Below are 24,979 nucleotides of genomic sequence, written 5' to 3'. Positions count from 1 at the left end.
GAGGCTAACCCTATTTTATTTTTTAATGACCTCTGAAAGAGGGCAGTTTTTCTCAATTGCTTCACTGACCCATTGGCCAACCTGATGATGAGCATCTCTAAACGGTATCCCTTGTAACACTAGCGATTCTAGTATAGCAGTCGCATTCAAGTAGCCACTATCCGCTTTTTTCTGCATCAATTCAGTGTTGAAATGGAGACTCTGCAGAAAAGGAATGATTAGCTTTAAGCAAGTGCTTAAAGTATTAACGGTGTCAAAAAGGCCTTCTTTATCTTCTTGCATGTCCTTATTATAAGCCAGAGGCAAGGCTTTCATGACAGTTAAGATGCCCATAAGATGACCAAATACGCGACCTGTTTTACCGCGAATAAGCTCTAGGACATCAGGATTTTTTTTGTTAGGCATAAGGGAAGAGCCTGTGGCAAAAGCGTCATCGAGAGTGAGGAAATTAAATTCTTGTGTGGCCCATAAAATCAGATCTTCACATAACCGTGATAGATGCATCATGATAATCGAGGCGATACTGCAGAATTCTATCACAAAATCTCTATCACTGACTGCATCAAGCGTATTTTCAATAATACCTTTAAAATTAAGAGATTGTGCAACCCAATTTCTATCTAAAGGTAAACTGCTGCCTGCTAATGCGCCAGCACCCAGAGGCGAAAAATTCATCCGCTCATAACAATCATTGATGCGGCTGATATCGCGTTCAAACATTGAACGGTAGGCATTTAAAAACCAACTTAAACGAATAGGCTGCGCTTGCTGCAAGTGAGTGTAGCCAGGTAACTTATCGTTTTCATGTTTATTAGCGAGTGTGAGCAGCGTATCGATTAATTGTTGTAAGAGCCCTTTAACTGTTGTCGCAGCATCTCGCGTATAAAGTCGCAGATCAAGAGCAACCTGATCATTGCGACTTCTGCCCGTATGCAATTTTTTACCAGTTTCGCCAATTTTGGTGATGAGCAAATGTTCAATAAACATGTGAATATCTTCACAATTAGCATCAAGAGCATGTTGTCCCTGCTCAATTTCTGTGGCAATTGCCGTTAACCCATCATTAATCATTTGCGCTTCTTCTGCACTGATTAATCCTTGGCGCTCAAGCATTTTCGCATGCACCTGACTGCCGGCGATGTCATATTGATAAAGAATATGATCAAAAGATAAAGATGCATTAAATTGAACTACCTCTGGGGCTAGTGGTTTTTTAAATCGGCCTCCCCAGGTTTTATTCGTCATGAGTTTTTCCTCCACTATGAACCATGCCATAGACTTTGGCTGGCAAGGAAAAAAGGTTAATGAAACCTTCTGCATCTTTTTGATTGTAAACGCTATCTTCCTCAAATGTAGCGAGGTCTGGGTCATGTAGGCTAAAAGGGGAATACATGCCACAAGGAATTAAATTACCTTTAAACAGTTTTAATTTTACTGTTCCAGTAATATGTTTTTGTGTAGTCTCGATGAAGGCATCGAGTGCTTCTTTGGTCTGTGAAAACCAACGGCCTTCATAAACAAGATTGGCATAAGTTTGTTGTAAAGATTGCTTAAGATGTAATAACTGACGGTCAAGACACAAACTTTCCAGCATTTGATGGGCTTTATAAAGCACTGCCGCCGCTGGAGCCTCATAAATTCCCCGTATTTTCATACCGACTAAACGATTTTCAATAATATCACAAACACCAACTCCATGAGCCCCTGCTTTTTCATTGAGAGTCTTTAGTAACTTAACAGGAGAGAGCGCTGTTTCATTGACGGCTACAGGAACACCTTTTTCAAATTGAATACTGATTTCTTCTGCTGTGTTTGGTGTTTGTTCAAGTGGCGCTGTCATTAATAATAAATCCTCAGGACGTTCTTGAGCCGGGTCCTCTATCACTCCCCCTTCATGAGAAATGTACCAGAGATTATGGTCGCGTGAATAAGGCGATTTGGGTGTGACTGGAACCTCAATGCCATGCATTTGGGCATAATTAATGGCCTCTTGTCGAGATTTAATTTCCCATATTCGCCAAGGAGCAATAATTTTTAATTGTGGAGCAAGCGCCTTAATTGTATATTCGAAGCGAACTTGATCATTCCCTTTGCCTGTGGCGCCATGAGCCACTGCCTCGGCATTTTCGCTATGAGCAATTTCAACTAATTTTTGCGCGATAAGTGGTCTTGATATCGTTCCTAAGACGTATTGGTTTTCGTATAAAGCGCCAGCTTTGACTAACTGCCATAGGTATTTGGTGGCGAACTCTTCCTGGATATCGATCACATAAGCTTTGGCAGCACCACTGGCAATCGCTTTTTGTTTAATGGCTGCAAGATTTTCTTGTTGTCCTACATCACAAATGACGGCAATAATTTCGGCTTGTTGGTAATTTTCCCGTAGCCAAGGAATCATCACGGAGGTATCAAGCCCGCCAGAGTAGGCCAAGGCAATTTTGGTGATAGGTTTTGGCATTTAAAAGGTCTCCTGATAATAGATTTTTAATTCTTGTACTGGGTTTTTTAAATTTTTTGGCTGGACATCGGCGACGATTTGTCCCCGCTTAAGAATGAGTAAACGATCTGTCATTTTAGTCAGGAAATCCAAGTCATGAGAAGCAATGACCATAATTACTCCTGCTTTCACTGCATTGAGTAGTGAAATTACATCATCAATTGTTGCAAGATCCAAGCCTGAAGTGGGTTCGTCACAAAGCAAAAGAGAAGGACGCATCATTAAACTGCGTGCCAATGCAACTCGTTGCTTTTGGCCACCTGATAATTGCTGCGGATAAGAACAGGCTTTATCACTGATTCCCAACGTGGCTAATAACTGCCGTGCTTCTTCATCGTGATTTTTTGTCTTATTTTGTAAGGAAGGAGCATAGGTCAGGTTTTGTAGTACTGTCAGATGGGGAAAAAGTTGGAAATCCTGAAACATAAAACCACTGGTTCCTGCAAAATCAATACTTCCTGAATTCAAGTTATCCAATTTTTGTATGCATCTTAACAGGGTTGATTTACCACTTCCTGATGGGCCTGCTAGTCCAATGACTTGATGGCTTTCAATAGTAAGATTGATGTTGGCGAGTACTTGCAAAGAACCAAAGGTTTTGCAGGCATTATTAATGTGTAACATGATGCCCCCCCTGTTCAAGTCGTTTACCTAAAAACTCAATGAATAAAACGAGTCCATAGTAATAGCAGCCAGCAATGCAAAGTGGTAAAAAATAAGTAAATTGCTCGGCTGCAATCGATTGTGCTTTACGCATTAAATCCATGCCTCCAATCGTCGATATTAAGGCCGTTTCTTTAAGAAGCGCTATCATTTCATTCGTTATCGCCGGTAAAACATTCTTAATGACTTGCGGTAAGATAATATCTTTCCACAAATAAAAATCGGGAATCTGTAGCGTTTTTGCTGCCTCAAATTGTCCCTTGGGTATACTGTCAATGCCTGCTCTTAAAATCTCTGCGATATAAGCAGAGCTATTAAGACCAAAGGTAAGGATGCCTGCTACTAATATATTCGCTCTGAAGCCAAGTAGGGTTGGAACTGCAAAATAGACAAAACTAAGCTGCAGGATTAACGGAGTACCACGCATTATTGAAATAAAGCGATCAATAATGACTTTGGCAATCTTTTGATGGCGCAAGATTGCGAGTAGTGTGCCAAATAAAAGACCAATGATTAGTCCACCTGCCAAAAGTTCCAAGGTAAGAATAATTCCTTGGGCAATAAATAAAAGCATTGTTGAGAGTTCTGTCATTTTGCACCTGTGAACCATTTGTGTTTTAGTTTCTCAAGTTGACCATTCGCTTTAAGGGTATTAAGAGCACGGTTAATTTGTGCAGTAAGCTGGGAGTGTTTCTTAAAAGCAATACCATAGCCATCTTCTGATTGTGCAATAATGGCATAAGTGAGAATAGGATTTTTCTGGCTAAAAATGGCGCCTTGAGGACCGTCCATTAACACCACATCGACATGTCCTGCTTTCAAAGCTTCTATGGCTTGATTGTTATTATCCATAGCAGTGATAGCTGCGTCAGGGACATTTTTTTTCAGCCATATTTCCATGGTACTTCCCAGTTGACAGGCTATTTTCTTGCCTTTTAATGCATCCGGTGTGGTAACAGGACTACCTTTTTTGAATACGGTCGCCATGGTTTCAAAGTAATAAGGCGATGTGAAGTCAAAATTTTCTTGGCGATCTGGTGTTATGGTGATGGTAGAAATTGCTGCATCGACTTGTTCGGAGGTGAGTGCGGGTAAGATCGTGCTAAATTGCATATTGTCGAATACTGCTTTTTTTCCTAAGTGATTGGCGATTAATGTTGCCAAATCGATGTCAAAACCTTTGACTTTCCCATGCTCTTGATATTCAAAAGGTGGATATTCTGCGGAGATGGCAAAGTATATACTTTTGGCATCTTTTTCACTACTACAAGAGGAAATAATTAAAGTCATTAATAATGTAATACCGTGTATAAGTCTCGGCATGGTTTTGTATCCAAAATTTATGCATTTTCAGAATATATTGAATTTAGGCGGTCATTGTCAATGATTAATGCATATAAACTCTAAAAAATGACTTTATATTCATTTTGGATAAATAAATTTCGGTTATTGGTAAGAAGATTGATAGGAGATATTTCAATCAAGAAAGGTTAATTCCAATAATGGGTATTTTTACCCATGCTTTTCCGAATATTACTTCTCTAAAATGCACATTCTAGAAATGAAAGGACCAAATAGGGAGATAAAAATGTATCAGGTAAAATTTTTTAATGAATCGAATATCGAGCTCTCAATTCCATCACTTAGGTTTGAATATGGAGTTGTTTTTGATTGGGGTAGTATCCCTCCCATAGACAAACGGGAAATAAAAAAATTAGAAGCCGAAATTGAAACATTCTCACAAGTATGGAAGGAAAAAGGAGAGCGTCTTTTAACAAATACTATAAAATTGCTGGGAAAACAGTTTTCCCGAAATGAGCTTGCTGTCTCATTGGTATTAACGCACAAAGATGAGCCGATGAGTAACCCGCTGATGATTTCTGTACTTCCTTATTTGGCATATTTGGGGGTGAAAAATATATCGGAAAGGGCGTTCGATCCTTTTGTCTGCGAAGTTTATCGCTCATTACTCTCTCTCTATGTGGATGAGCATTTTACGGATCTCGATCAAATTTACTCCCTGGAAATATTTAAGGGAAAATCTAAGGAGTTCAAAAGGAATCTTATTCTTATGGCAATTATGCTCTCAGCTTATCAAATAACATTTCCTGGCAGTAAGGTAATGGAACTAATATTTGAGCCAATGCGTGAGTGTGAAATGAAGAGCGCTTGGAAGCTATTAGTAGTAGATACCAATTCTTATCAGTTGATTTTAGAAAGTTTGTTTGCAACTCAAACTAAATCAATCGTTGCAGATAAATCATTTAATGAATACTTAAAAGAAAACAATGTACCGCAGCTTTTTTTTCAGCATGCTGAGGATTTAGATAAAGAAAATAAAGATATTACTGCGCCAATAATAGGTAAGTTAAAGACTCTTATACCTGTACTTACAGAGGTTTGGAACAAGAATGGCACTCCCTTATTAATAGAGACGGTAAAGCTTATTCATAAAAAATTTCCCCAGAATGAATTGACCGCCTCAGTCCTACTTAATCCTGATAGAAGACCAATGAGTTATCCTTTTGTTGCAAATGTTAGAAGACAGCTATATCTTCCAGGTGAAGTACAAAGAAGCCGTGAGTTCTTTATTTTTACTACCTATATGTTGTTATTGTTTCGTTATTTCCATGCAAATTTTCCTAAACTGGATGACTGCAGTCGATTAATTCAAAGATATGCCGACAAGGAGGATGAGATAAAAAATCGTTTGTTCCCGGTGTCCATTATGTATCATACCTATGCAGTTACTAACAGAAGTGCTGAATTGCACGAAGTAGTCAAAGAAATTAATAATCCCACTCTATTTAGTGTTATCAAAATCATAGAGTCCGAAGGTTATGAGTCATTTATAGAAGAATTACATAACTACGAATCTCTTTCGCAACGTTCATCCCCTACGATCTAACGTTAAGCCTAGATACTGTCTTAAAAATATGTTTAAAGTCAGTATCTACTTGCAACTTGCTATGGGCTGTTAGACAACGAATGTGAGTGCTAGATCAACCAACTTTCTAAGCTGTAGATCAAGGTTTTTGTCGATAATAATTCCCATATGCTCAAAAAGCCACGTAAGATAGCGAAGTGCTAATTCTTTATTGCTGTGAAAAGAGTGTAATAGCTTTTTTTGTTTAAAATGAGCATAAAGCATTTGTTGTTGATAGGCTTCCGAATGAATTTCTTGTGTCAACAAATGCTGATAAAAACTCTTAACCCAGGGATTGGTTTGCGATTCTTTTAAATATTGACGGACTTGACGCAATGGGAGTGTCACCTTGGTGTGCCAATCATTAATTGAGTCACAGACAAGAATAAATTCGGAATGAGGAATTGGTGCTAAAGAACCTGATAGCCAACAACAAAAGAGTAATAAATTGACATTCGCGCAAGTGTTATTTTGCAAACTTAAACACTGCTTTTTTACTGGCTCAGATTGATAGACTTTCAATGAAAATTGCCAAAAAGGATTGGTTAGTGGATGTTCCTCTAGTTTGTTATCGTTCATTCTATTCAATCAAATGCTATTAACTAATTGTCCGCCAGACAAGCCGCCATCAATGACAAGTTCACTTGCAGTCATGAAACGGGATTCATCAGAGGCAAGGTAGGCAATTGCATAGGCCACATCGTTGGGCTGTCCCATATAGCCAAGTGGTTGAATTTTTTCATGTTGGGTACGAAAAGCTTCATAACCCAGGGCAGATTTGCGGGCAATTTCTTCCAATAATGGCGTCCAGATATAACCTGGATGAATGGAGTTCACGCGAATGTTGTCTTTGGCGTAGAGCATGGCATCGGTTTTAGTCATTAGGCGAACGGCAGCTTTCGAGGCATGATTCGCTGGATAATCAGGAGTACCAATTAATCCGTGAACAGAAGAAATGTTAATGATACTGCCGCCACCTGCTTTTTGTAGATAGGGGACAACGTATTTGGTACAGAATAAAACGCTTTTAACATTAATATTCATGACCTTATCCCATTCAGCTTCGCTAATTTCATGAGTAGGTTTATTGTCACCAATGATCCCTACATTGTTAACAAGTACATTAATTCTTCCCCACTTTTGAATGACCTCGGCGATAACTGTTTGTACCTCTTTTTCCAAACTAGCATTCATTGACCAAAATGCGGCTTGTCCGCCTTGAGCATGAATGTCATCAATGATGTGCTGCCCTTTCTCTCGATTAATATCTAATAAAGCAATTTGAGCCCCTTCTTTTGCGAGTAAACGGCAAGTAGCTTCACCAATACCTGAAGCGCCACCGGTGATAATAATAACTTTGTTACTGAGTCTGCTCATAAAGCTCCTGCTGAGGTTATATGCAAAAAATAGTTTAATTCTAATTTCTGGGGGTGCCAAAAACGGCAAGTCCTTGAGTCCGGAACCAATTTCTATCCTCGTCGATGGCATAGATTTGTAACTCAGGAATACTTTGAATATGTGGGTAACCCGTGGTTACAAAATAGCGTTTACCGATAACATGAAACTCTTTCGTATCTCTTGAGGGATTGACTAAGATATGTCCGTGAGGAACCAGTTTGAGTAATTGTTTTATAAACGTGATTATGTCTTCTTTTTTTTCAATTCCGTTTCGCACCCCTAGAAGATAGGGGACAAAGGCGGTGTCAAAAGTTTGTTGTGCGGAGTTCATTAGAAGCAGATTAATCTCTCCTGCGTGAAATTGAATATTTTTGTTTAATTCAAAATTTTCTTGGGGGGTATTGCGGATTGCCTGTCGCACCAGTGACAACATGTAGAAAAGATAGGAACGCCTTAAGGATTGGGGGTTAATAGCCCAAAATATAAAGTTACTGTATTTCCCTGAAGGTAAACGAAGAAGTGGAGGGTACCAGCAGGTCAATGCAGCCAATAACTCGCCAATTGAAGGGAAGGGCTTTCCTTGGGCATCATACTCCCTGAAATTGTAATATTTCTTAAATGCTTTCATCCAAGCGATGGTGACAGGATCTTTATCATAGACGGTAATGGATTTTGCATCTGCTTGTGCAAATAAAAAGCTGCTATTGCCATGACCTGGAATTATTAAAACATCTTTATCTTCTATATCGGCGCGAATATTGTATCGTTCTTTCGGTTTAGTAAATAAAACGGATGATAAGTATCTTTCTGCACCCATAGGGTAAATTTGCACTTCCTTATTATCAGTAAGTCTCATTACTCGTTGTTCAGCAAGCCATTTTTTTTCCTGTTTATTGAAAATGGTTTCATAATCTGACATTCAAAAGTCCTTAAGCAACTACAACGGTGTTTTATTAGGTACAGGATAAAAAAACGTAGCTTCGTGCTTGTTATAAAACAAATTCATAATGCGTGAGTTAGGAATAGCTTTAAATTGTTTAATGGTAGCTATATCTGTTTTACCTTGCAATTTTATGGTGAAAATCATTTGTTTTGCTTTGCCAGAAGTTATCCATTTCATAATTAATGCATAGGCTCGTTCGGGATAGCAGGCTACATCAGATAATACCCAATCGTAAGTTTGCTCCAATTTGTCAGGGTCTAATGCAAATGCACTTTGCTGTAAAAAATTCACGCGAGGAAGTCTCGCAATTTTGGGGTCAAGTAACGCTTTATCAACTGCGGTGACTGTAGCACCCAAAGATTGCATGACATAAGTCCAACCACCGGGTGAGGCTCCTAAATCTAATGCGGATTCACCCGGCTGAGGGTATTTTTCCAACAGTGTCAGCGCTTCCCATAGCTTTAAATAGGCACGATTCGGCGGATTAATTTTATCTTCAATAAAAAAACATTTCCCAAGCGGCCATTTTTTAAGGCGTTTCGTGCTGTAAATTAAGGTGTTCTGATCCAAAAGACTAAAACAGCCCACTGGGGGAATTTCAGTAATGGGAAAATGATGAGTTAGCGGTGGACATTTTCGTAATTGTTCGACTATCAAGCGAGAGCGCCTAACTTGACTAATAGGATGTAAATACCAGAATTTTCCAGCCTGACGAAGAATTTTTACTGCCTCTGAAATAGATTGGAATCTAACAAAGTGGGGTTCTAGCCAAATATCTTGAGCAAAGCAAACATCAAGCTTGGTATGAGGAGAGAAAAGCAAATTCTCAATAATCTCTGAAACATCTTCTAACTCTTCGCAAAGCTCAGTAAGAAATTCAGGTTTTGCAATGTAAATGGCAGTGATGTTCTCTCGTGTTTCCATGAAAATGAAGCAAGTTATCAATTCATGCGATTTATAGCAACAATAAACCTCTATTGCAAAGACAAAACTATAAAATTGCGAGAAGATAAATTTTTAAGTAAAGAGTTTATGGTAAGGATAGAGGGATGACCAAAAATCTCGTGGAACTACAGGGAATTGTGGCTCAGGGAGGTGTAACGCCACCAGGCTCTAGGTTTAATTACCCAATGTAGGAAAAACAGTGAGTCGTTATTATGTTTGTGACCTACTTCGCAGTGATGGGAAACTGGTTGCGCAAGTCACGAGCACGGTCATGACACTTCGCGGAAAAGAGGCACAAGGATGGTAGAACCTATAAGTTAAGCTTCTCTAAAATAGACGCGCAAACTTCATGAGTATTGATTGCCTCGGTATTAATAATGAGATCACATTGGTCTTGATAATCAAACTGCTTTAGCCAATGAAGGGCTGAGCCTTTTAAGCGATCTCCTCTGGCTTCTTCTCTTTGAGCAATCACAGCTTCAGAAGCGTAGAGGTAAACAAAGAAGGGATCATATTTTTCTAAAAGCGCTTTGTAATGGCTAAATTCATTTGTCGTGGTAATAAAGGAGTCAACAATAATATTAAAGCCCTGCGTGGCTATTAACCTAAGGATATTGGGTATTGTTTCATAGAGTTTGGAACACCATTTTCCAGGGACAATTTCATAGGTTCCATCACTGTATTTTTTAGCATAACAAATGTCATTGGGTATACAAACCTCTTCATTATTGGGGTGTAAATCGAAGAATTTGTTACCCAACATACCTAAATAACCATCGGTACTAAAATTTATCCAACCATCGCCCAGTTTGTTTTGCAGCTCTTGGCAAATGGTTGATTTTCCAGAAGAAGAAGTACCACTAATGATAATAATCATTATTTATAACCCAAAATGTTGAATAGAGGTTGGCGCTGATTAGCCTTGTTCTCTTAGCTCAATCACTGTCACATGTAAGGCATTGTTGCCTGTATTTAAGTCCTGATGTGATTCTTGTCCTTGGACTTTACTTAAAAAAATAGGTACTTGTTTTTCAAGAGTTATCATCACTTCATGTCCTGATGCATAAGTAACTTTTAAGCTTCCAGTTTCTTCAGGGATAACCACGCGTGCATATTCATGGGTATGGAAAGGGAGTTGTTGTTGTGGGCAAATGGTTGTTTTCCAAACTTTGGTTGCTGCATTTTCAATAAAGAGCTCACGCTTAGTTTCACAAGTCTCAGCAAAAGCAAACTGGCTTAGTAACAGTAGGTAAAAAGTAAGAAATTTACTCATTTTTAATCCTTAAAAAATTCGATGGGGCCAACCATAACAAGTAAAAATTATAATTTCAAATCAAAAACCACTGGAGTTTCGTCTAATTTTTTACCTTACCTGGTGCCTATGACTAATCTCGTAAACCTATGCCTCTCTTTAATAAGATCATATTCAGTACAGTTAGTAGAATGACCATAATGCAAATAACAATCATTGCAGTCAGTATATTTACTTCTTGTTGTCCGATCATCGCATAACGCAGCGCATTAACCATATAAAGGATTGGGTTGAAGTGAGAGACGGTACGCCAGAACGGGGAAAGCATATTCGTGGCATAAAATACGCCCCCTAGGTAAGTCAGAGGAGCAAGAATGAAGGTAGGAATAATCATCACATCATCAAAATTGCGAGCCACCATGGCATTGGTAAATCCGGCCAAAGAAAAAAGAGCTGATACTAAGAGAACAACGAATATACTCAACCCAAGATTGGTAAATTCAACTTTTAAGAAAAAGCAGGATACTAAAAAAACTAATAAGGCTACGATAAATCCCCGTAAGACGCCCCCTAAGACATAGCCCAATAGTAAGAGGCCATCGTGCATTGGGCTCACCAATATTTCTTCGATACTTTTCTGAAAGCGCACGCTGAACAAGGAGGTTGAAACATTGCTGTAAGCATTGGTAATTACCGACATCATAATTAACCCAGGAGCTATAAATTGCGAATAATCAACCCCTTGAATAGGGCCTATCCGCTGACCAATGAGACTGCCAAAAATTAAAAAATAAAGCGCTGTAGTAATGACTGGTGGTAAAAATACCTGACTGGCAATACGAAACATTCTGACTAACTCTCGTCTTACAACAGTATTAAGGGCAATGACTTGTTCTTTAATGGCCATGATTAATAAGATCCAGAAAAAGTTCTTCCAAGCGGTTGGTCTTATTGCGCATGCTATGAATGACAAGACCATGTTTGGTTAGTTCAGCAAACACTTCATTTAAAGACCATTGATTGTCAACACGCAACTCAAAAGTGTTGCTATCAATTAAAGTAACAACAAAAGGAGGCATAGGGGGCAATTCAACGATAGGTTTTATAGTATTAAAGATAAAGGTTTGATGATTTAAGGTTTTTAATAAGCTTTTCATTGATGTATTTTCAATAATTTGTCCTTGATCAATGATCGCAATATGCTTACAAAGTTGTTCTGCTTCTTCAAGATAATGTGTCGTTAAAATAATTGTGGTGCCTTCTTTGTTTGTGCGGGTGAGAAAATCCCACATGCTACGGCGAATTTCGATATCTACCCCGGCTGTTGGTTCATCAAGAATTAAAACCTTGGGTTGATGAATCAATGCGCGAGCTATCATTAGGCGTCGTTTCATTCCTCCAGATAAATGTCGCACAATGGTCTCTCTTTTTTCCCATAAGCCTAATTGTTGCAGTAACAACTCTGCTCTTATTTTTGCCTCTCTACGCCCAATCCCATAAAAGCCTGCCTGGCTAATGAGGATTTGTACGCAATTTTCAAAGATATTCAGATTAAATTCTTGTGGTACTAATCCTAAGCATGATTTTGCTAACTCTGGGTTTTTATCAAGGTTATAGCCGTGAATATAAATGCTGCCCGAAGTTTTGGTTAGTAATGTTGTAATTAAACCAATTGTTGTGGATTTTCCTGCGCCATTAGCCCCTAATAAAGCAAAAAAATCTCCTTGTTTAACGGTTAAGTCAATACCCTTAAGAGCCTCAATACCATTGGCATAGATTTTTTGTAGCTGCTTAATTTCCAGAGCGTACATAAAAGGACAGTTTTAAGGAAAAAAAACATTATACACGAGAAATTAAGAGCATAAATAACGTGAATTCGACCTACATGACAAAAGGATCTGGTAGGGTGAGTAAATATGAGGTTTGTAAAACTCGCTATAACATCTAGAATCTTAAAAAGAGGATATACAAAACTGATCGACTAAATCTACCAATTACAAGGAATAAGTATTATGAATAGTCAAAATGCGCAAAATGTCTCCCAGTTGATTGTTAAATGTTTGGAGGAAGAAGGCGTAGAGTACATTTTTGGCTTACCTGGGGAAGAAAACATTGATTTTATTGAAGCGCTATCAGGTTCTCATAAAATTCGTTTTGTATTGACTAGGCACGAGCAGGGTGCTTCATTTATGGCAGATATTTACGGAAGATTAACTGGTAAGGCTGGAGTCTGCCTTGCTACATTAGGACCTGGCGCGATTAACCTCATATTAGGCACGGCAGATGCAAACTTGGACAGTTCTCCTTTAGTAGCAATTGCTGCGCAGGCCTCGTTAGATCGTTTAAATAAAGAGTCACATCAAATTATTGACTTAAATCGCTTATTCGCTCCAGTGACCAAATGGAATGCAATGATCTCATTGCCTTCTGTTACCTCGGAGTTAGTTCGTAAAGCGTTTAAATTAGCTCAATCTGAACGTACTGGTGCTGTTGCTTTAATTCTTCCAGAAGATGTAGCTGCACAAACAACGACTAGTATTCCTTTAAAGCCCCAATTACCTAAACAAACAATGCCTAATCTTGGGCAAATCAAGAAAGCAGCGACTTGTATTAATGAGGCTAAAAAAGTGATCATTCTTGCTGGGGCAGGTGTTTATCGCCATAAAGCAGAAGAAGCTCTAACACGCTTTGTTAAACAGACTAAAATCCCTGTCGCAACAACATTCATGGCCAAGGGGGTGGTATCAGCAGATGATCCTATGGCAATTGGAACCATTGGTTTTATGCGGCATGATTACAGTAATTTTGGTTTTGATGAAGCCGACGTTGTCATTACTGTAGGTTACGATTTAGTAGAGTATTCGCCTAAATCTTGGAATCCAGTGAATGATAAAAAAATTATTCATATTCATGGTACTGTTGCCGAAGTGGATACTAACTATATTTTAGAAGTCGGTATTGAAGGTAGCATTACCGCATGTTTGGATGCATTAGCAAAAGAGATAAAGCCTCGTGAGCACTTATCCAAAGAGATGCGCTCTTTGCGCGCTATGTTAGAGAAAGAAATTACAGATCATGAAAAAGATGATTCTTTTCCGGTGAAACCACAACGAATCATTGCCGATCTACGCAAAGCGATGGGGAAATCAGACATTGTTCTTTGTGATACAGGTGCGCTAAAAATGTGGATGGCACGTCTATATCCTTGTTATCAATCTAATACTTGTATTATTTCCAATAGCCTGGCAACCATGGGATTTACTTTACCAGGAGCCATTGCTGCCAAATTGGTGCATCCAGAAAGGCATGTGGTAGCTGTTATGGGGGATGGTTCATTTCTCATGAATTCACAAGAAATTGAAACGGCAAAACGAGAAAAAATTCCCTTTGTCATTTTAATTTGGCGTGATGAAGCCTATGGTCTTATTCAATGGAAACAAAATTTGGAATTTGGGCATTCCGCTCATGTGACATTTACTAACCCTGATTTTATCCAATATGCACAGAGTTTCGGTATTCAAGCCCATAGTATTAAGTCTGCCGATGAATTATTGCCAACTTTAAAGTCTGCATTAGCAAGCAATGAGATTGTTTTGATCGATTGTCCTGTTGACTACTCAGAGAATGTAAAATTAACTGATAAGTTGGGTAATTTAACCAGTAGCATTTAGAGGAAAATCAGAGTTTGGCTGCGATCAAAAGGTCATCCTATGTCTTCTAGTAACGAGGATGACTAGTCGATAAAAAAATTACCTAAAGGCTCTTGTTTTCATCCAGCCTGCAATGCTGTAACGTGTCTTTTTGGTTTGGCATACTTCATGAGGCAAATCACTAATGAAACAAATAAAGCGATTGCCAATAGGTATGATGCTTGAAAGATAATCATCATTGCGGTCATAAAGTTTTAATTCGCCCCCAAAAGCTTCTTCCCAGGTATCGTTTAAATAAAAGACACAAGAAATACGCCTATCTTGTGTGGTTTTAAATTGGTCGATGTGTTTTTTATAAAAAGAACCGGGTTTATAAATGGCAAAATGAGTTTCAAAGTCCACAAGACCTAAAAACAAAGATTGGTTAAGTGTGGCTGCAATATCATTAATTTTTGTTAAATAGGTATGGATTGCTGGATTTTCCTGATATTCATCAACCCAACAAATTTGATCCGTTCTAACTGTATAATTGTGAGCAGCTTGCTGCTGACGCCCAATTTTAGCGCTTCTAAATTGGCCTTCGGCAGCAAGAGATTTTGCAGTCGTTTGTAGGGATTGAAAATGCTGGAGGGGCAAAAAATTATCAATGATATGGAATCCCAGTTGATAAATATCCTCTATCAATCTATTGTTATCGCTCATTTATTATACTCTCGAAAATTTGCGGGTAGTATTGGGGATATGGTTAAACTCTATGACTAATGACATCGAACCCTAGCTCTCTAGTAATATTTGTTGATATCGCCAATCAGGCAAAAATTTGTCCATTAACGCGTAAAATCGCTTGCTGTGATTGGTTTCCAGAAGGTGTACCATTTCATGAACCAAGACATATTCTAAACAGGATAATGGCTTTCTTATTAAGCGTAAATTGAGCCAAATACGCCGTGCATGAATATTACACGAACCCCAACGGGTGTTCATGGTTTTTATGCCCCAAGCTTTCACGTCTACACCAAGGATCGGCTGCCATTTATCAATGAGTGCGGGTAATAATTTTTTCATTTCTTGGCGATACCACCTATCCACGAGTTGTTTTTTTTCTGCCAAAGTGGCCTGTGGTTTTATGCGGCATTGAATAAAGCTACCGTCAAAAATGACACCAGAGCGCAGATTTTCTTCGATCAATAAGGGGTAGGACTTGCCTAAAAAATCGCATGAGTCCCCTACTGTAAAGGTAGGTTGTGGTATTTTTAAGCGCTTTCGTTGGTTATGAATCCAATCAAGTCGTGCTTCAACTTGTTTTCGTATTGTTTCTAGGCGAAACTTAAGAGGGGCACTCACTTTAACCTGACCATCGGGTGGGTAAATACGCAAGTGCATATTTTTTATTGGTTTTCTTAAGACTTCTATCAAAATTCCATCAATTTCAAGCTGGTGTTTGACCATAGGGAAAAGCATAAAGTACAAAATAATGCATATAATACCATCTATTGCTAATATAAGAATTCTTATAAATAGAACGGTAAAAATTTATGAAACCTCAAGTCATTTTAATTACCGGCTGTTCAACTGGTATAGGCTATGACGCAGCACTCGCTTTGTCACAACGGGGGCATCAGGTTTTTGCTGCATGTCGCAAGGAAGAGGACGTAAAAAAATTAAAAGCTTTGGGGCTTGAGGCAGTGCAGATGAATATGGATGACACGCATTCGATTACTTTGGCTTTTTACGCTATCATCAAAAAAACAAATGGACGTTTAGATATCCTAATTAATAATGCCGGTTATGGTCAGGCAGGAGCTTTAGAGGATGTCTCTCGTGATGTTATGCGTTCGCAATTTGAAACCAATGTTTTTGGTCTCATGGATCTAACTCGTTTGGCAATACCTGTCATGCGCAAACAAGGCCATGGACGCATCATTAATATCAGCTCAATTTTAGGTGTAATTAGTATGCCTTTTCGCGGAGCCTATAATGCTTCAAAATATGCTGTAGAGGGGTTGAGTGATACACTGCGTCTTGAACTTAAGCCATCAGGGATAAAAGTAATCACTATTGTACCTGGTCCTATTGAAAGCCGTTTTAGGGATAATGTGATCGATCATTCTTTGAAGAAAATTGATAGTGAGAAAAGCCATTTTCAGGTGCAATATCACATGATGCTTGGCGACTATCGTCAAAATAAAAATCAATCCATTTTTACTCGCAAAACAGACGCTGTGATTAAGAAATTAGTGCATGCCATTGAGTCTAAAGCCCCAAAGGCAAGATATCGAGTTACTTTTCCAGCCCATCTGTTTACATTTTTAAAACGCATACTGAGCGTTAGAATGCTCGATTCAATGCTGTCTTTTTTATCCAAAAAAGAGCTTGGTCAAACTGATAGTAAGCAAAGTAACTAGAGTTTTATACTAGAAGTTTAAGAGGGTTTATCTTGGTAAGGTCGCCAAATACCATCCCAGTAAGTCGGTGGGGAATTGATTAAATCTTGGCAGCGATTAATATAAATTAAAGCTAGAGCATCCCCATTGTATGCTGGTGTGAGGTTTTCAAATAATTTTAAACTTTCTATCCAATCACCACTTTGATACTTGGCAAAAGCCAACGCAAATTCTTCCTTATGTTGTGCCAAATTAGGGATATTAGGTTCGGTTATTAATTCATAAATGGTGGTGCTCACTTGCTTTCCTCGCATTGCGACTTCATCAAGTAAACGAAAAACAAACGAGTTTTCAACCTGTTTGAAAGTGGATTGGGTAATTATGATCTGGGTATGGTATATCTTATTAATGCCTTCTAGGCGATTCGCCAAATTAACAGTGTCTCCTAAAGCAGTAAAACTAAGCCTATCTTCTGAGCCGACATTACCAATGACTGCCTCGCCAGAGTTAATTCCTATTCGTATTGAAAAGTTAGGAAAGCCAATCCCTTGATTTTTTTGATTCAATTCCTTCACGCGTTCTATCATGCATACTGCTGTTTGGCAGGCGTGAAGCGCGTGATGGCGATCAAGAGTGGGCGCATTCCAAATGGCCATAACGGCATCACCAATATATTTATCCAGGGTTCCTTGGTGTTGGATTACGGTTTCTGTCATTAATTGAAAATACTCAGACAGATAAGTCATTAATTGTTTAGGCTCTGTTTCTTCTGCCAATTTTGTGAAATCTTTGATATCCGAAAATAAGATGGTGATATCTTGACTCTCTCCTCCTACCTTGGCAATTTTTCCGCTGCGCATTAATTTTTTCACTAATGAACTTGGAACGTAACGTTGAAATGAGGTCAAACTGGAGCGTACTGCCTTCAAGCTTTTATCCATATAACTAATTTCTCTGATAATCGTTTTAAGCAGAGGACGAGGAGTAAGATCCAGTCTAGTAATTTCTTTGGCTTCTTTTGCCAGGTAGATAATAGGGCGTGAGATTTTTTGAGAAATATAGCGAACAATTAAAATTCCTAGAAAAAGAATAAGGAGGGTTAATAGAAAGTTATGGATACTGACTGATTTAAGTGGCGCTAGAATATCATTAGCAGGAACAATAATAATAATCTGCCACAAGGAGTTGGTTTCTTTATTACTAATGGTCTGATAGGCTAAAAAAAAGTCTTGCCCCTTATCTCGATAAGAGGTTACTAAAAATTGCGGGGGGGCTTTATTGGCGGGAAACGAGGGAAAATGTTTACTCATTTCCGGTAACAAAATCTGTCCACGTATGTCTTTTTTATAGTTGTTGTCACGATAAGCGATAACCTGCTTCTTCTCATTGATAATGTAGATAATTGTGTTTTTAGTCACTTCTAAATTTTGAATAAAGTACTGTAAGCTTTCTATTGTCAAATCCAGAGCAATGACTCCTTTTAATTGATTATGATCGTCATAAATGGGAGCAGCAGCAGTGATACCTGGTGTAGAAGGGCTACCCTTACCAAATAAATAAAAAGGATAGATGTCAGTCCAGACAGGTTTCCCGGCTCTAATTGCTTGTTGATACCAGGGGCGTGGGCGTGGATCATATGCTTGCGAAAGTGAATGTTGGCTAAGCAAATGCCCGTCCTTATCATACTCATAGCGAATTTTTGAGGGTGGTTTTTGTGAGTTAACGATATGATTTAAGCCAATAATCCCTTGTTTTTCCCGGTCGACACCATAAAAATCTCCTGCGGCTGTACCATAATAGACCATAAATATTTCATCGCTATGTTGAATAGATTCCATCAAGAAAAGATCAAATTGTTTTGTATTCTCGGGGTCAACAATACCGTAATCCACCATATTTTTGATTTCCATAAGATCATGGGATAAAGGAAGCAGATAATAAAGAAGGCGTTCTTTCACCAGTAATGAAGTTTGTTCAATCAAATGCTTGGCACTTGAGCTAAGAATTTTATTCAAAGCATAGTATTGAAGACCAATGATGGAGAATCCAACCAAGCTTAACAGCAATACAAATAAAGTAATTATGCTTACGTGAATGCTGACTTTAAAGCCTCCCGCTTGGGATTTTTTATATAGCCTTCCCTTCATTTTAGCTGATCTATATTTAGACGATCATTAAATAATATTGGTCTTTTCAACTGTAAAGTGCAAATGACACTCACAATTTATTGTCTAGATATTGAACTAAATGGTTTCATTGTGTATCCAAGAATCTATACTAAAGAAAATTGCAATTGAATATCTCTAGGCAATGGAATAGCTAATATGGCTAAGAAAGTAATCACACTTGCTTTACAAGGAGGAGGGGCACATGGTGCTCTTGCTTGGGGGATTCTTGATAAGCTTCTAGAGGATGGCCGCATTGAAATTGATGCTATTTCAGCAACAAGTGCTGGAGCAATGAATGCTGCAATATTAGCGCATGGCCTATTAACGGGAGGTAATGACGGGGCTCGTGAATCCCTATATAAGTTTTGGCAAACAGTGAGTAAGGTTGGAGAGTATTATAATCCCATTAAACGTACTCCTTTAGAAGCGCTATTAGGCATAAAATCTGAGCAATCTCTATCCTTTTTATGGTTTGATTTTTTAAGCAAAATTTTTGCCCCTTCCCAATTAAACCCTTTTGATTTAAATCCATTAAGAAATATTTTAGAAAGCAATATCGACTTTGAAAGAATCAAAGCGTCCAAGACTTTAAAAGTGTTTATTTCTGCAACGAATGTAAAAACAGGTAAGATTAAAATCTTTGAGAATAAAGAGTTATCGGTTGCTACTATCATGGCTTCTGCCTGTATCCCTACAATGTTTGCCGCAGTGAAGGTTGGTAATGATTATTATTGGGATGGTGGCTATATGGGGAATCCAGCGCTTTATCCTTTGATTTATCATTCACCATGCAATGATATTTTGATTCTGCATATTAATCCTATTTATCGTGAGCAGGTTCCAAATACGGCCACAGATATTTTAAATCGCATGGGAGAAATAAGTTTTAACTCCTCTTTATTGCGCGAAATGAGGGCTGTGGCATTTGTGAGTAAAATGCTTGATGATGGCTGGATAAAAGAGAGGTATAGAAAAAAGATGAAGCGAGTCTACATTCATGCTATTCGTGCGGATGTGACTATGCAGTCTTACTCTGTTGCCAGCAAATTAAATCCCTCCTGGGAGTTTATTAGTCGCTTGTTTGAAGAGGGGCGTCATGAAGGAGAAAAATGGTTGAAAGCCAATTTTCACCATATTGGTAAAAAATCAAGTATTGATATTAATGAGTACCTTTAACCAACGAAAGGATTAACGATGAAACTTTTATTTTTAGGAGTATCATCTGCCCTGACAGTGGGCAAAGACAAATTTCATTCAAACATGTTGCTTGAAAGCAAGTCAAGCCGTAAATTCTTGATTGATTGTGGAAGTGATATTCGACACTCTCTTTACGCACAAGGTTATAGTCATACGGATATAGAGGCTGTTTATGTTAGCCATTTGCATGCCGATCATGCCGGTGGTCTGGAATGGTTGGGGTTCTCGAAATTTTTTATTGAAAAAAAGATACCGGCATTATATACCAGTCCCGATCTGGTTCATAAATTGTGGCAAAATGTGTTATCAGGTGGAATGATGTCCTTGGAAAATGAGCAAGCTGGCTTAGAAACATTCTTTGAGGTAATGCCTATCGATAATAATTGTTTTACTTGGGAAAATCATTTATTCCAACTCATTAAAACGTACCACACCTTTAATAACCATAAGTTGCTACCGAGCTATGGTTTATTAATTGAAGGGGATACGAAGTCAATTTTTATCAGTACAGATACGAGATTACATCGTGAATCTTTACTGCCAATTTATGAGAAAGTGGATCTCATTTTTAACGACTGTGAAATTTCGGAACAAGCAAGTGGGCAGCATGCTCATTATAGCGATCTAAGAACATTGGATAGTAAAATTAAAAAAAAGATGTGGTTATATCATTATAATCAGGGAAAATTACCTGAGGCTGAAAAAGATGGTTTTCTCGGTTTTGTTACTCAGGGGCAACTCTTTAATTTTTAAACCAGAATGGATGGTTTTGGCCGTCTCAGAGGGGGATCAATAGCAGTATTCTCTTCATTGTCTACAGACAAAGGCTTCATCGGCTCAGCAGTAAAAAAACTGAATGGCCAAGAAATCGCAGAGCTATTGGGAATAGCTCTTGGTAAAGACCTCATGCGCATTGTCTGGTTTTCTAAACGAGTTACACTAAGCGCCACTGGCAGATAAATGCCTTGCCCAGGAAAGTTTTACTGGGCCTGTTAGCAGTTTTGATAACAAAGTCTCTCTGTCTTGCGAATCTAAAGTTAGCAACTCATGTACCGTAGTGTGTTCATGCGCATCTTTGGCTAAGTTATTGAGAAAAACTTGTTGTAAATAACTACTGTGGCAATCGACATATGATGGGGCAACAAATTCAACTGTCCCTTGAGGTATGTTGGCGGTTTTCCTAAATGAAATAGCGCTAATTTGTGGTATAGAATAATTAAATCGTAATTCTCTCTTACTTTTTATGCCCGCGATTTCCTCTCTTATTTCGGTAATAGCTGTCCTTTTAATAGAGGTGAGAGTAACAGTCAACAAATTCAAGGGAAGGATAGAAATCGTTCGGCTGGAATGCAGGGAGCATCAACATATTCCCCATTGACCTTGAGCACCATATTGACATTAGCTCGTTGATAGCGTGCTAACACTTCATATTCTGCCTGACTAATATAAACGCGGGTATTGCCGCAGTAAACTAAAGAATAAGCCGATGAAGAAGGTTTAACCCGACCAGGAAGGTCGCATTCCCAACGAAAGCGAGTAAGGTCACAATTTGCAAGGGCATAATTTAGTGGCAATATGAGCAATAGTGTGGCTATACTCAATTTTTTCATGATGACCACTCCACATTAGCTTTAGATATTTATCGTCTTTGGTTTGAAATTCTTTAGATCATAAGGAGATGCCATGCCTGTAACTACAAAAGAATGTCTAGAGGCATTAAGAAAGAATGATTACTTACAAGCACTTAAATGGTTGGAGTATATTGTTGCCCATTATTCTGTTCCGGAAGGGGATGCGGATACTGTCTTGCAACTTGCTATCTATGAACTTATTCACCATGGCTTCATAGTAGACGATTTCCACTATATTGAAATGCTATATACGTTACTCTATGAACAACTGCCGCCCTTTGTTGAAAGAGTTTCTTACAATGCTACGGTATTGTGTAATGCAGCAATGCAATATATGGTTTTTGAGGAACATGATTTACTCAACTTTTATAAAACCGATATCTATATGGATAACGCCGAGGTCATCAAAGAGTGGATGCAGCGTACTGCTCCTCAACTTGAACAGGGAAGAAATAGTGAAGAATTGATGAAAAAATATACGGCTCTAAACAAGGCTAGTGTTGGTTTACAAAAGCAAGCCCGTATCATTAGAGATAAAATTAATTATGTTTTGGATTGTCAACTTCTTCTTCAGGACTATTCGTGTGAGTTAGCAAAATTACAAAATAAAGATGATTTCTCTGCAGTACGACTTGGTGTAATTAATTCTTTACTCAGTTTTTTAAAGGAACAAACAATTGCTACTTCTGAAGTGATGAAGACCATCACTGTATTTATCGGCACTATTCAAAAAATGGAGCCTTATAAATGGGAAGAAGATATCTTAACCAAGCTAGCCGCTAAATCCACCAAACCTTTTATTACTTGGTTTTTTGATAAATCAGCAGAACAGTTTCAGTTTTTTGCAGTTAAAGTGATAGGTACTCTTTTACCCTCAGTAGAGCTGAAAGACTCCCTGCCTAAAGGACCATAAGAATCCTTACTTTCATGGTTAAGCAAGTGGATTTTATAAGGTAATGCCTCGGGGCGTCCCATGTAGCCCCCCTGATCATTTTTACCAACTACGCGATGACAAGGGATAAATAAAACGATGGGATTATTTTTGCAGGCTTGTCCTATTGCGCGAGGACTGGACTGCAGAGTTTTAGCCAATTCACCATAACTAATAGTACGACCAATAGGTATTACTAATAAAGCATGCCAGACAAGTTGTTGAAAACTAGTCCCTTGTGGCTTTAAGGACAACTGGAAACGATGTTGTGGGTTGCTAAAGTAGGCTTGGAGTTCTTGTAAGATTACTTGTGTTAATTGATTTTCTTGCTTGTTTTGCGATGGGGATTCGGTAAAAATTGCACGATAAACGTAATGCTCATCGTACGCAATTTCAAGCCAACCTAAAGGGGTAGTGAATGCAGTAACAATGAGCATAAAGGTAAGTATTAATCTTCTTTTTTGCCAGCCAATTTTTCTTTAATACGAGCTGCACGACCAGCTAAATCACGTAGGTAATAGAGCTTGGCACGACGTACATCACCACGACGCTTAACAATAATGCTATCAACGACTGGACTATAAGTTTGGAAAACACGCTCAACACCGACGCTATGAGAAATTTTGCGTACGGTAAAAGCAGAGTTTAGGCCACGATTTCTTTTAGCAATTACGATGCCTTCGAATGCCTGTAAACGTTCACGAGTACCTTCTTTAACTTTTACTTGCACTAAAACTGTATCGCCTGGACTGAAATCAGGAATGTTTTTGCCTTGCATTTGCTCAGCATTTAATTGATCAATAATTTTGCTCATGGTCACTCCTCAAATTGGTATTCCTTTAGCAGGAATTACCCTGTTCGCTTTTAAACTCGATAAGCAATTGCTTATCAGTATCACTTAACTGTATTTTCTCTAATAAATCTGGGCGTTTAAGCCAGGTCTTACCAAGACTTTGTTTTCGGCGCCAGCGCTCGATGTCCCGATGATTACCCCCCAATAGTACTGGTGGCACATCCAAGCCATTAATAGTTGCTGGTCTGGTGTAATGAGGACAATCTAGCAAACCGTTCATAAATGAATCTTGTTCCGCTGACCTTAAATGCCCTAAGCTTCCAGGTAATAAGCGAATAATCGCATCAATAAATACCAGGGCTGCCAATTCACCGCCGCTTAAAACAAAATCTCCTAACGACCATTCCTCATCAGCATGATGAGTAATGATCCGTTCATCTATTCCTTCATACCGACCCGCAATGAAAAGCAGGGAAGTATGTTCTTTCGCCACCTGATTTAAATCAGATTGGCGAATTACCTTACCTTGCGGACTTAAATAAATAGTCTTGCAAGAGGTTGGCATTTGCGTTTTTGCATGACTAATTGCCCCATACAACGGCTCATACATCATAACCATGCCTGGGCCACCGCCATAAGGCTTATCATCAACTTGCCGATATGGTCTTGGGGCCCAGTCGCGCGGGTTCCAACAGTCAACCCTTGCCAAATTTTGTTCAATTGCCCGTCCAACTACACCGTGTTTTAAAATGTCAAACATCTCGGGCATGAGGGTGATTACACCCAAATGTAACTTCATTAAAAATCCGCGTCCCAATCAACAGTGATGATACGTTGACTAGAGTTAATGTCAGAAACAAACTGACCTGGCAGGTACGGAATCAAGTGCCGCTTTTCGCCTTCGACCACTAAAACATCGTTAGCACCAGTTGGCATAATCTCCGCGACGCTACCAAGCAACATTCCTTGCTGATTCACCACTTGCATGCCAATAAGCTCATGCCAGTAGTATTCACCTTCCTTTAGTGGTGGTAATTGCTTGCGATCGACAGCAATCTCAACATGAGTTAAAGCTGCTACCTGTTCACGTTCACTATAGCCATCGATTTGCGCAAGAATTGACTTTTCATTCATCTCTACACGAAGCAACTTCAGAGGTTGCCACTGCTTGTTGATATAGACATGCCAATCAGTGTAACGCAGGATGTTATCACGAGGCTCTGTGAAAGAATGAACAGTAACAAATCCTTTAATCCCATGTGGGCGACCAAAACGACCGATAACGAGCCAATCAATAACCTTGTCCACTATTATTAAGCGTCTTTGTTCTTCTTGTTGTATTCTTTAACCAAAGCACGAACGCGATCAGAAAGTTGTGCACCGACGCTTTGCCAATGAGTTAACTTATCCATTTCCAAGTGCAAGCGAGGTTCTTGACCGCGCGCAACTGGATTGAAATAGCCAATCCGTTCGATGTAGTTACCATCGCGACGCTTGCGACTGTCAGTAACAACCATATTGTAAAAAGGACGCTTTTTAGCGCCAGCTCTTGATAAACGTATAACGACCATTATTTCCTCTACTTTAAGAGTGTTTACGTA

The 24,979-nt window shown here is 38.8% G+C and carries 29 protein-coding genes; 6 read left to right on the top strand and 23 right to left on the bottom strand.

Translation table 11 applies throughout. The features are described 5' to 3' along the window. Nucleotides 1-15 precede the first annotated feature (15 nt). From argH to Lbru_RS13790, 5 genes are read right to left on the bottom strand one after another with little or no spacing between them, the layout of a single operon-like run. Nucleotides 16-1,245, bottom strand: coding sequence for an argininosuccinate lyase (argH, locus tag Lbru_RS13810; RefSeq protein WP_058442725.1), 1,230 nt, complete (start codon nucleotides 1,243-1,245; stop codon nucleotides 16-18). Next, nucleotides 1,235-2,458: an argininosuccinate synthase gene (locus Lbru_RS13805; RefSeq protein WP_058442724.1), complete on the bottom strand. Its 1,224-nt coding sequence runs from the start codon at nucleotides 2,456-2,458 to the stop codon at nucleotides 1,235-1,237. The genes argH and Lbru_RS13805 overlap by 11 nt, the downstream gene beginning before the upstream one ends. After that, on the bottom strand, nucleotides 2,459-3,121 hold the full coding sequence (locus Lbru_RS13800) for an amino acid ABC transporter ATP-binding protein (protein ID WP_058442723.1): 663 nt from the start codon (nucleotides 3,119-3,121) through the stop codon (nucleotides 2,459-2,461). It lies immediately after the preceding gene. Next, the gene (locus Lbru_RS13795; protein WP_058442722.1) at nucleotides 3,108-3,752 is read right to left on the bottom strand and encodes an amino acid ABC transporter permease; all 645 of its coding nucleotides are present in this window, start codon (nucleotides 3,750-3,752) and stop codon (nucleotides 3,108-3,110) included. Before Lbru_RS13795 ends, Lbru_RS13800 begins: the two co-directional genes overlap by 14 nt. Beyond that, complete coding sequence (locus Lbru_RS13790) at nucleotides 3,749-4,483, bottom strand: ABC transporter substrate-binding protein (RefSeq protein ID WP_058442721.1); 735 nt, start codon at nucleotides 4,481-4,483, stop codon at nucleotides 3,749-3,751. Before Lbru_RS13790 ends, Lbru_RS13795 begins: the two co-directional genes overlap by 4 nt. A 265-nt stretch (nucleotides 4,484-4,748) precedes the next feature. On the opposite strand from Lbru_RS13790, the gene Lbru_RS13785 reads away from it, so the two are divergent. Beyond that, nucleotides 4,749-6,068: a hypothetical protein gene (locus tag Lbru_RS13785; RefSeq protein ID WP_058442720.1), complete on the top strand. Its 1,320-nt coding sequence runs from the start codon at nucleotides 4,749-4,751 to the stop codon at nucleotides 6,066-6,068. Between the two features lie 69 nt (nucleotides 6,069-6,137). Here Lbru_RS13785 and Lbru_RS13780 read toward each other — a convergent pair whose 3' ends face one another. From Lbru_RS13780 to Lbru_RS13745, 8 genes are all read right to left on the bottom strand, one after another. Continuing rightward, nucleotides 6,138-6,665 carry a TIGR02444 family protein gene (locus Lbru_RS13780; RefSeq protein ID WP_058442719.1) on the bottom strand — a complete coding sequence of 176 codons (528 nt, stop codon included), beginning with the start codon at nucleotides 6,663-6,665 and terminating at the stop codon, nucleotides 6,138-6,140. 9 nt (nucleotides 6,666-6,674) lie between these two features. Then, nucleotides 6,675-7,463, bottom strand: coding sequence for an SDR family NAD(P)-dependent oxidoreductase (locus tag Lbru_RS13775; protein ID WP_058442718.1), 789 nt, complete (start codon nucleotides 7,461-7,463; stop codon nucleotides 6,675-6,677). A gap of 40 nt (nucleotides 7,464-7,503) precedes the next feature. Next, nucleotides 7,504-8,403 (bottom strand): class I SAM-dependent methyltransferase, encoded by a 900-nt coding sequence (locus Lbru_RS13770; RefSeq protein WP_058442717.1) that lies wholly within the window; start codon nucleotides 8,401-8,403, stop codon nucleotides 7,504-7,506. 18 nt (nucleotides 8,404-8,421) lie between these two features. Then, on the bottom strand, nucleotides 8,422-9,351 hold the full coding sequence (locus Lbru_RS13765) for an SAM-dependent methyltransferase (protein WP_058442716.1): 930 nt from the start codon (nucleotides 9,349-9,351) through the stop codon (nucleotides 8,422-8,424). Nucleotides 9,352-9,682: 331 nt separating this feature from the next. Then, on the bottom strand, nucleotides 9,683-10,249 hold the full coding sequence (locus tag Lbru_RS13760; protein WP_058442715.1) for a phosphotransferase-like protein: 567 nt from the start codon (nucleotides 10,247-10,249) through the stop codon (nucleotides 9,683-9,685). A 39-nt stretch (nucleotides 10,250-10,288) separates the two neighbouring features. After that, complete coding sequence (locus Lbru_RS13755) at nucleotides 10,289-10,645, bottom strand: cupin domain-containing protein (protein ID WP_058442714.1); 357 nt, start codon at nucleotides 10,643-10,645, stop codon at nucleotides 10,289-10,291. A gap of 112 nt (nucleotides 10,646-10,757) precedes the next feature. After that, nucleotides 10,758-11,531, bottom strand: a complete 774-nt coding sequence (locus Lbru_RS13750; RefSeq protein ID WP_058442713.1) for an ABC transporter permease — start codon at nucleotides 11,529-11,531, stop codon at nucleotides 10,758-10,760. Then, nucleotides 11,521-12,435, bottom strand: coding sequence for an ABC transporter ATP-binding protein (locus Lbru_RS13745; protein WP_058442712.1), 915 nt, complete (start codon nucleotides 12,433-12,435; stop codon nucleotides 11,521-11,523). Before Lbru_RS13745 ends, Lbru_RS13750 begins: the two co-directional genes overlap by 11 nt. Nucleotides 12,436-12,636: 201 nt before the next feature. Here Lbru_RS13745 and Lbru_RS13740 point away from each other — a divergent pair, with 201 nt between their 5' ends. Next, the gene (locus Lbru_RS13740) at nucleotides 12,637-14,295 is read left to right on the top strand and encodes an acetolactate synthase large subunit (RefSeq protein ID WP_058442711.1); all 1,659 of its coding nucleotides are present in this window, start codon (nucleotides 12,637-12,639) and stop codon (nucleotides 14,293-14,295) included. A 78-nt stretch (nucleotides 14,296-14,373) separates the two neighbouring features. On the opposite strand, the gene Lbru_RS13735 is transcribed toward Lbru_RS13740, so the two are convergent. Together Lbru_RS13735 and Lbru_RS13730 are read right to left on the bottom strand one after the other, a co-directional pair. Then, the gene (locus Lbru_RS13735) at nucleotides 14,374-14,976 is read right to left on the bottom strand and encodes a 2OG-Fe(II) oxygenase (RefSeq protein ID WP_058442710.1); all 603 of its coding nucleotides are present in this window, start codon (nucleotides 14,974-14,976) and stop codon (nucleotides 14,374-14,376) included. Between the two features lie 72 nt (nucleotides 14,977-15,048). Next, complete coding sequence (locus Lbru_RS13730; RefSeq protein ID WP_058442815.1) at nucleotides 15,049-15,723, bottom strand: M48 family metallopeptidase; 675 nt, start codon at nucleotides 15,721-15,723, stop codon at nucleotides 15,049-15,051. 86 nt (nucleotides 15,724-15,809) lie between these two features. Here Lbru_RS13730 and Lbru_RS13725 point away from each other — a divergent pair, with 86 nt between their 5' ends. Continuing rightward, nucleotides 15,810-16,679 (top strand): SDR family NAD(P)-dependent oxidoreductase, encoded by an 870-nt coding sequence (locus tag Lbru_RS13725; protein ID WP_058442709.1) that lies wholly within the window; start codon nucleotides 15,810-15,812, stop codon nucleotides 16,677-16,679. A gap of 17 nt (nucleotides 16,680-16,696) precedes the next feature. Here Lbru_RS13725 and Lbru_RS13720 read toward each other — a convergent pair whose 3' ends face one another. Next, complete coding sequence (locus Lbru_RS13720) at nucleotides 16,697-18,805, bottom strand: adenylate/guanylate cyclase domain-containing protein (RefSeq protein WP_058442708.1); 2,109 nt, start codon at nucleotides 18,803-18,805, stop codon at nucleotides 16,697-16,699. A 177-nt stretch (nucleotides 18,806-18,982) separates the two neighbouring features. On the opposite strand from Lbru_RS13720, the gene Lbru_RS13715 reads away from it, so the two are divergent. Then, nucleotides 18,983-20,002 (top strand): patatin-like phospholipase family protein, encoded by a 1,020-nt coding sequence (locus tag Lbru_RS13715; RefSeq protein WP_058442707.1) that lies wholly within the window; start codon nucleotides 18,983-18,985, stop codon nucleotides 20,000-20,002. Between the two features lie 18 nt (nucleotides 20,003-20,020). After that, the gene (locus tag Lbru_RS13710; RefSeq protein ID WP_058442706.1) at nucleotides 20,021-20,776 is read left to right on the top strand and encodes an MBL fold metallo-hydrolase; all 756 of its coding nucleotides are present in this window, start codon (nucleotides 20,021-20,023) and stop codon (nucleotides 20,774-20,776) included. 186 nt (nucleotides 20,777-20,962) lie between these two features. On the opposite strand, the gene Lbru_RS13705 is transcribed toward Lbru_RS13710, so the two are convergent. Then, nucleotides 20,963-21,334 carry a hypothetical protein gene (locus tag Lbru_RS13705; protein WP_058442705.1) on the bottom strand — a complete coding sequence of 124 codons (372 nt, stop codon included), beginning with the start codon at nucleotides 21,332-21,334 and terminating at the stop codon, nucleotides 20,963-20,965. A gap of 5 nt (nucleotides 21,335-21,339) precedes the next feature. Beyond that, nucleotides 21,340-21,636 carry a hypothetical protein gene (locus Lbru_RS13700; protein WP_058442814.1) on the bottom strand — a complete coding sequence of 99 codons (297 nt, stop codon included), beginning with the start codon at nucleotides 21,634-21,636 and terminating at the stop codon, nucleotides 21,340-21,342. 70 nt (nucleotides 21,637-21,706) lie between these two features. On the opposite strand from Lbru_RS13700, the gene Lbru_RS13695 reads away from it, so the two are divergent. Next, complete coding sequence (locus Lbru_RS13695; RefSeq protein WP_058442704.1) at nucleotides 21,707-22,567, top strand: helical bundle domain-containing protein; 861 nt, start codon at nucleotides 21,707-21,709, stop codon at nucleotides 22,565-22,567. Here the strand turns inward: Lbru_RS13695 and Lbru_RS13690 are convergent. From Lbru_RS13690 to rpsP, 5 genes are read right to left on the bottom strand one after another with little or no spacing between them, the layout of a single operon-like run. Continuing rightward, complete coding sequence (locus Lbru_RS13690) at nucleotides 22,489-23,022, bottom strand: methylated-DNA--[protein]-cysteine S-methyltransferase (RefSeq protein ID WP_065235475.1); 534 nt, start codon at nucleotides 23,020-23,022, stop codon at nucleotides 22,489-22,491. The genes Lbru_RS13695 and Lbru_RS13690 overlap by 79 nt on opposite strands. An 11-nt stretch (nucleotides 23,023-23,033) precedes the next feature. Beyond that, nucleotides 23,034-23,399 carry a 50S ribosomal protein L19 gene (gene rplS, locus Lbru_RS13685; RefSeq protein WP_058442703.1) on the bottom strand — a complete coding sequence of 122 codons (366 nt, stop codon included), beginning with the start codon at nucleotides 23,397-23,399 and terminating at the stop codon, nucleotides 23,034-23,036. 25 nt (nucleotides 23,400-23,424) lie between these two features. Continuing rightward, entirely contained in the window at nucleotides 23,425-24,177 is a 753-nt protein-coding gene (gene trmD, locus Lbru_RS13680) for a tRNA (guanosine(37)-N1)-methyltransferase TrmD (protein ID WP_058442702.1), read from the bottom strand. After that, on the bottom strand, nucleotides 24,177-24,686 hold the full coding sequence (gene rimM, locus Lbru_RS13675; RefSeq protein WP_058442701.1) for a ribosome maturation factor RimM: 510 nt from the start codon (nucleotides 24,684-24,686) through the stop codon (nucleotides 24,177-24,179). The genes trmD and rimM overlap by 1 nt, the downstream gene beginning before the upstream one ends. A 5-nt stretch (nucleotides 24,687-24,691) precedes the next feature. Beyond that, entirely contained in the window at nucleotides 24,692-24,949 is a 258-nt protein-coding gene (gene rpsP, locus Lbru_RS13670; RefSeq protein WP_058442700.1) for a 30S ribosomal protein S16, read from the bottom strand. Nucleotides 24,950-24,979 lie beyond the last annotated feature (30 nt).

This window comes from Legionella brunensis (assembly GCF_001467025.1).
In the GTDB taxonomy this organism is placed as follows: Bacteria; Pseudomonadota; Gammaproteobacteria; order Legionellales; family Legionellaceae; genus Tatlockia; species Tatlockia brunensis.
This window is presented reverse-complemented; position numbering and strand designations above follow the sequence as displayed.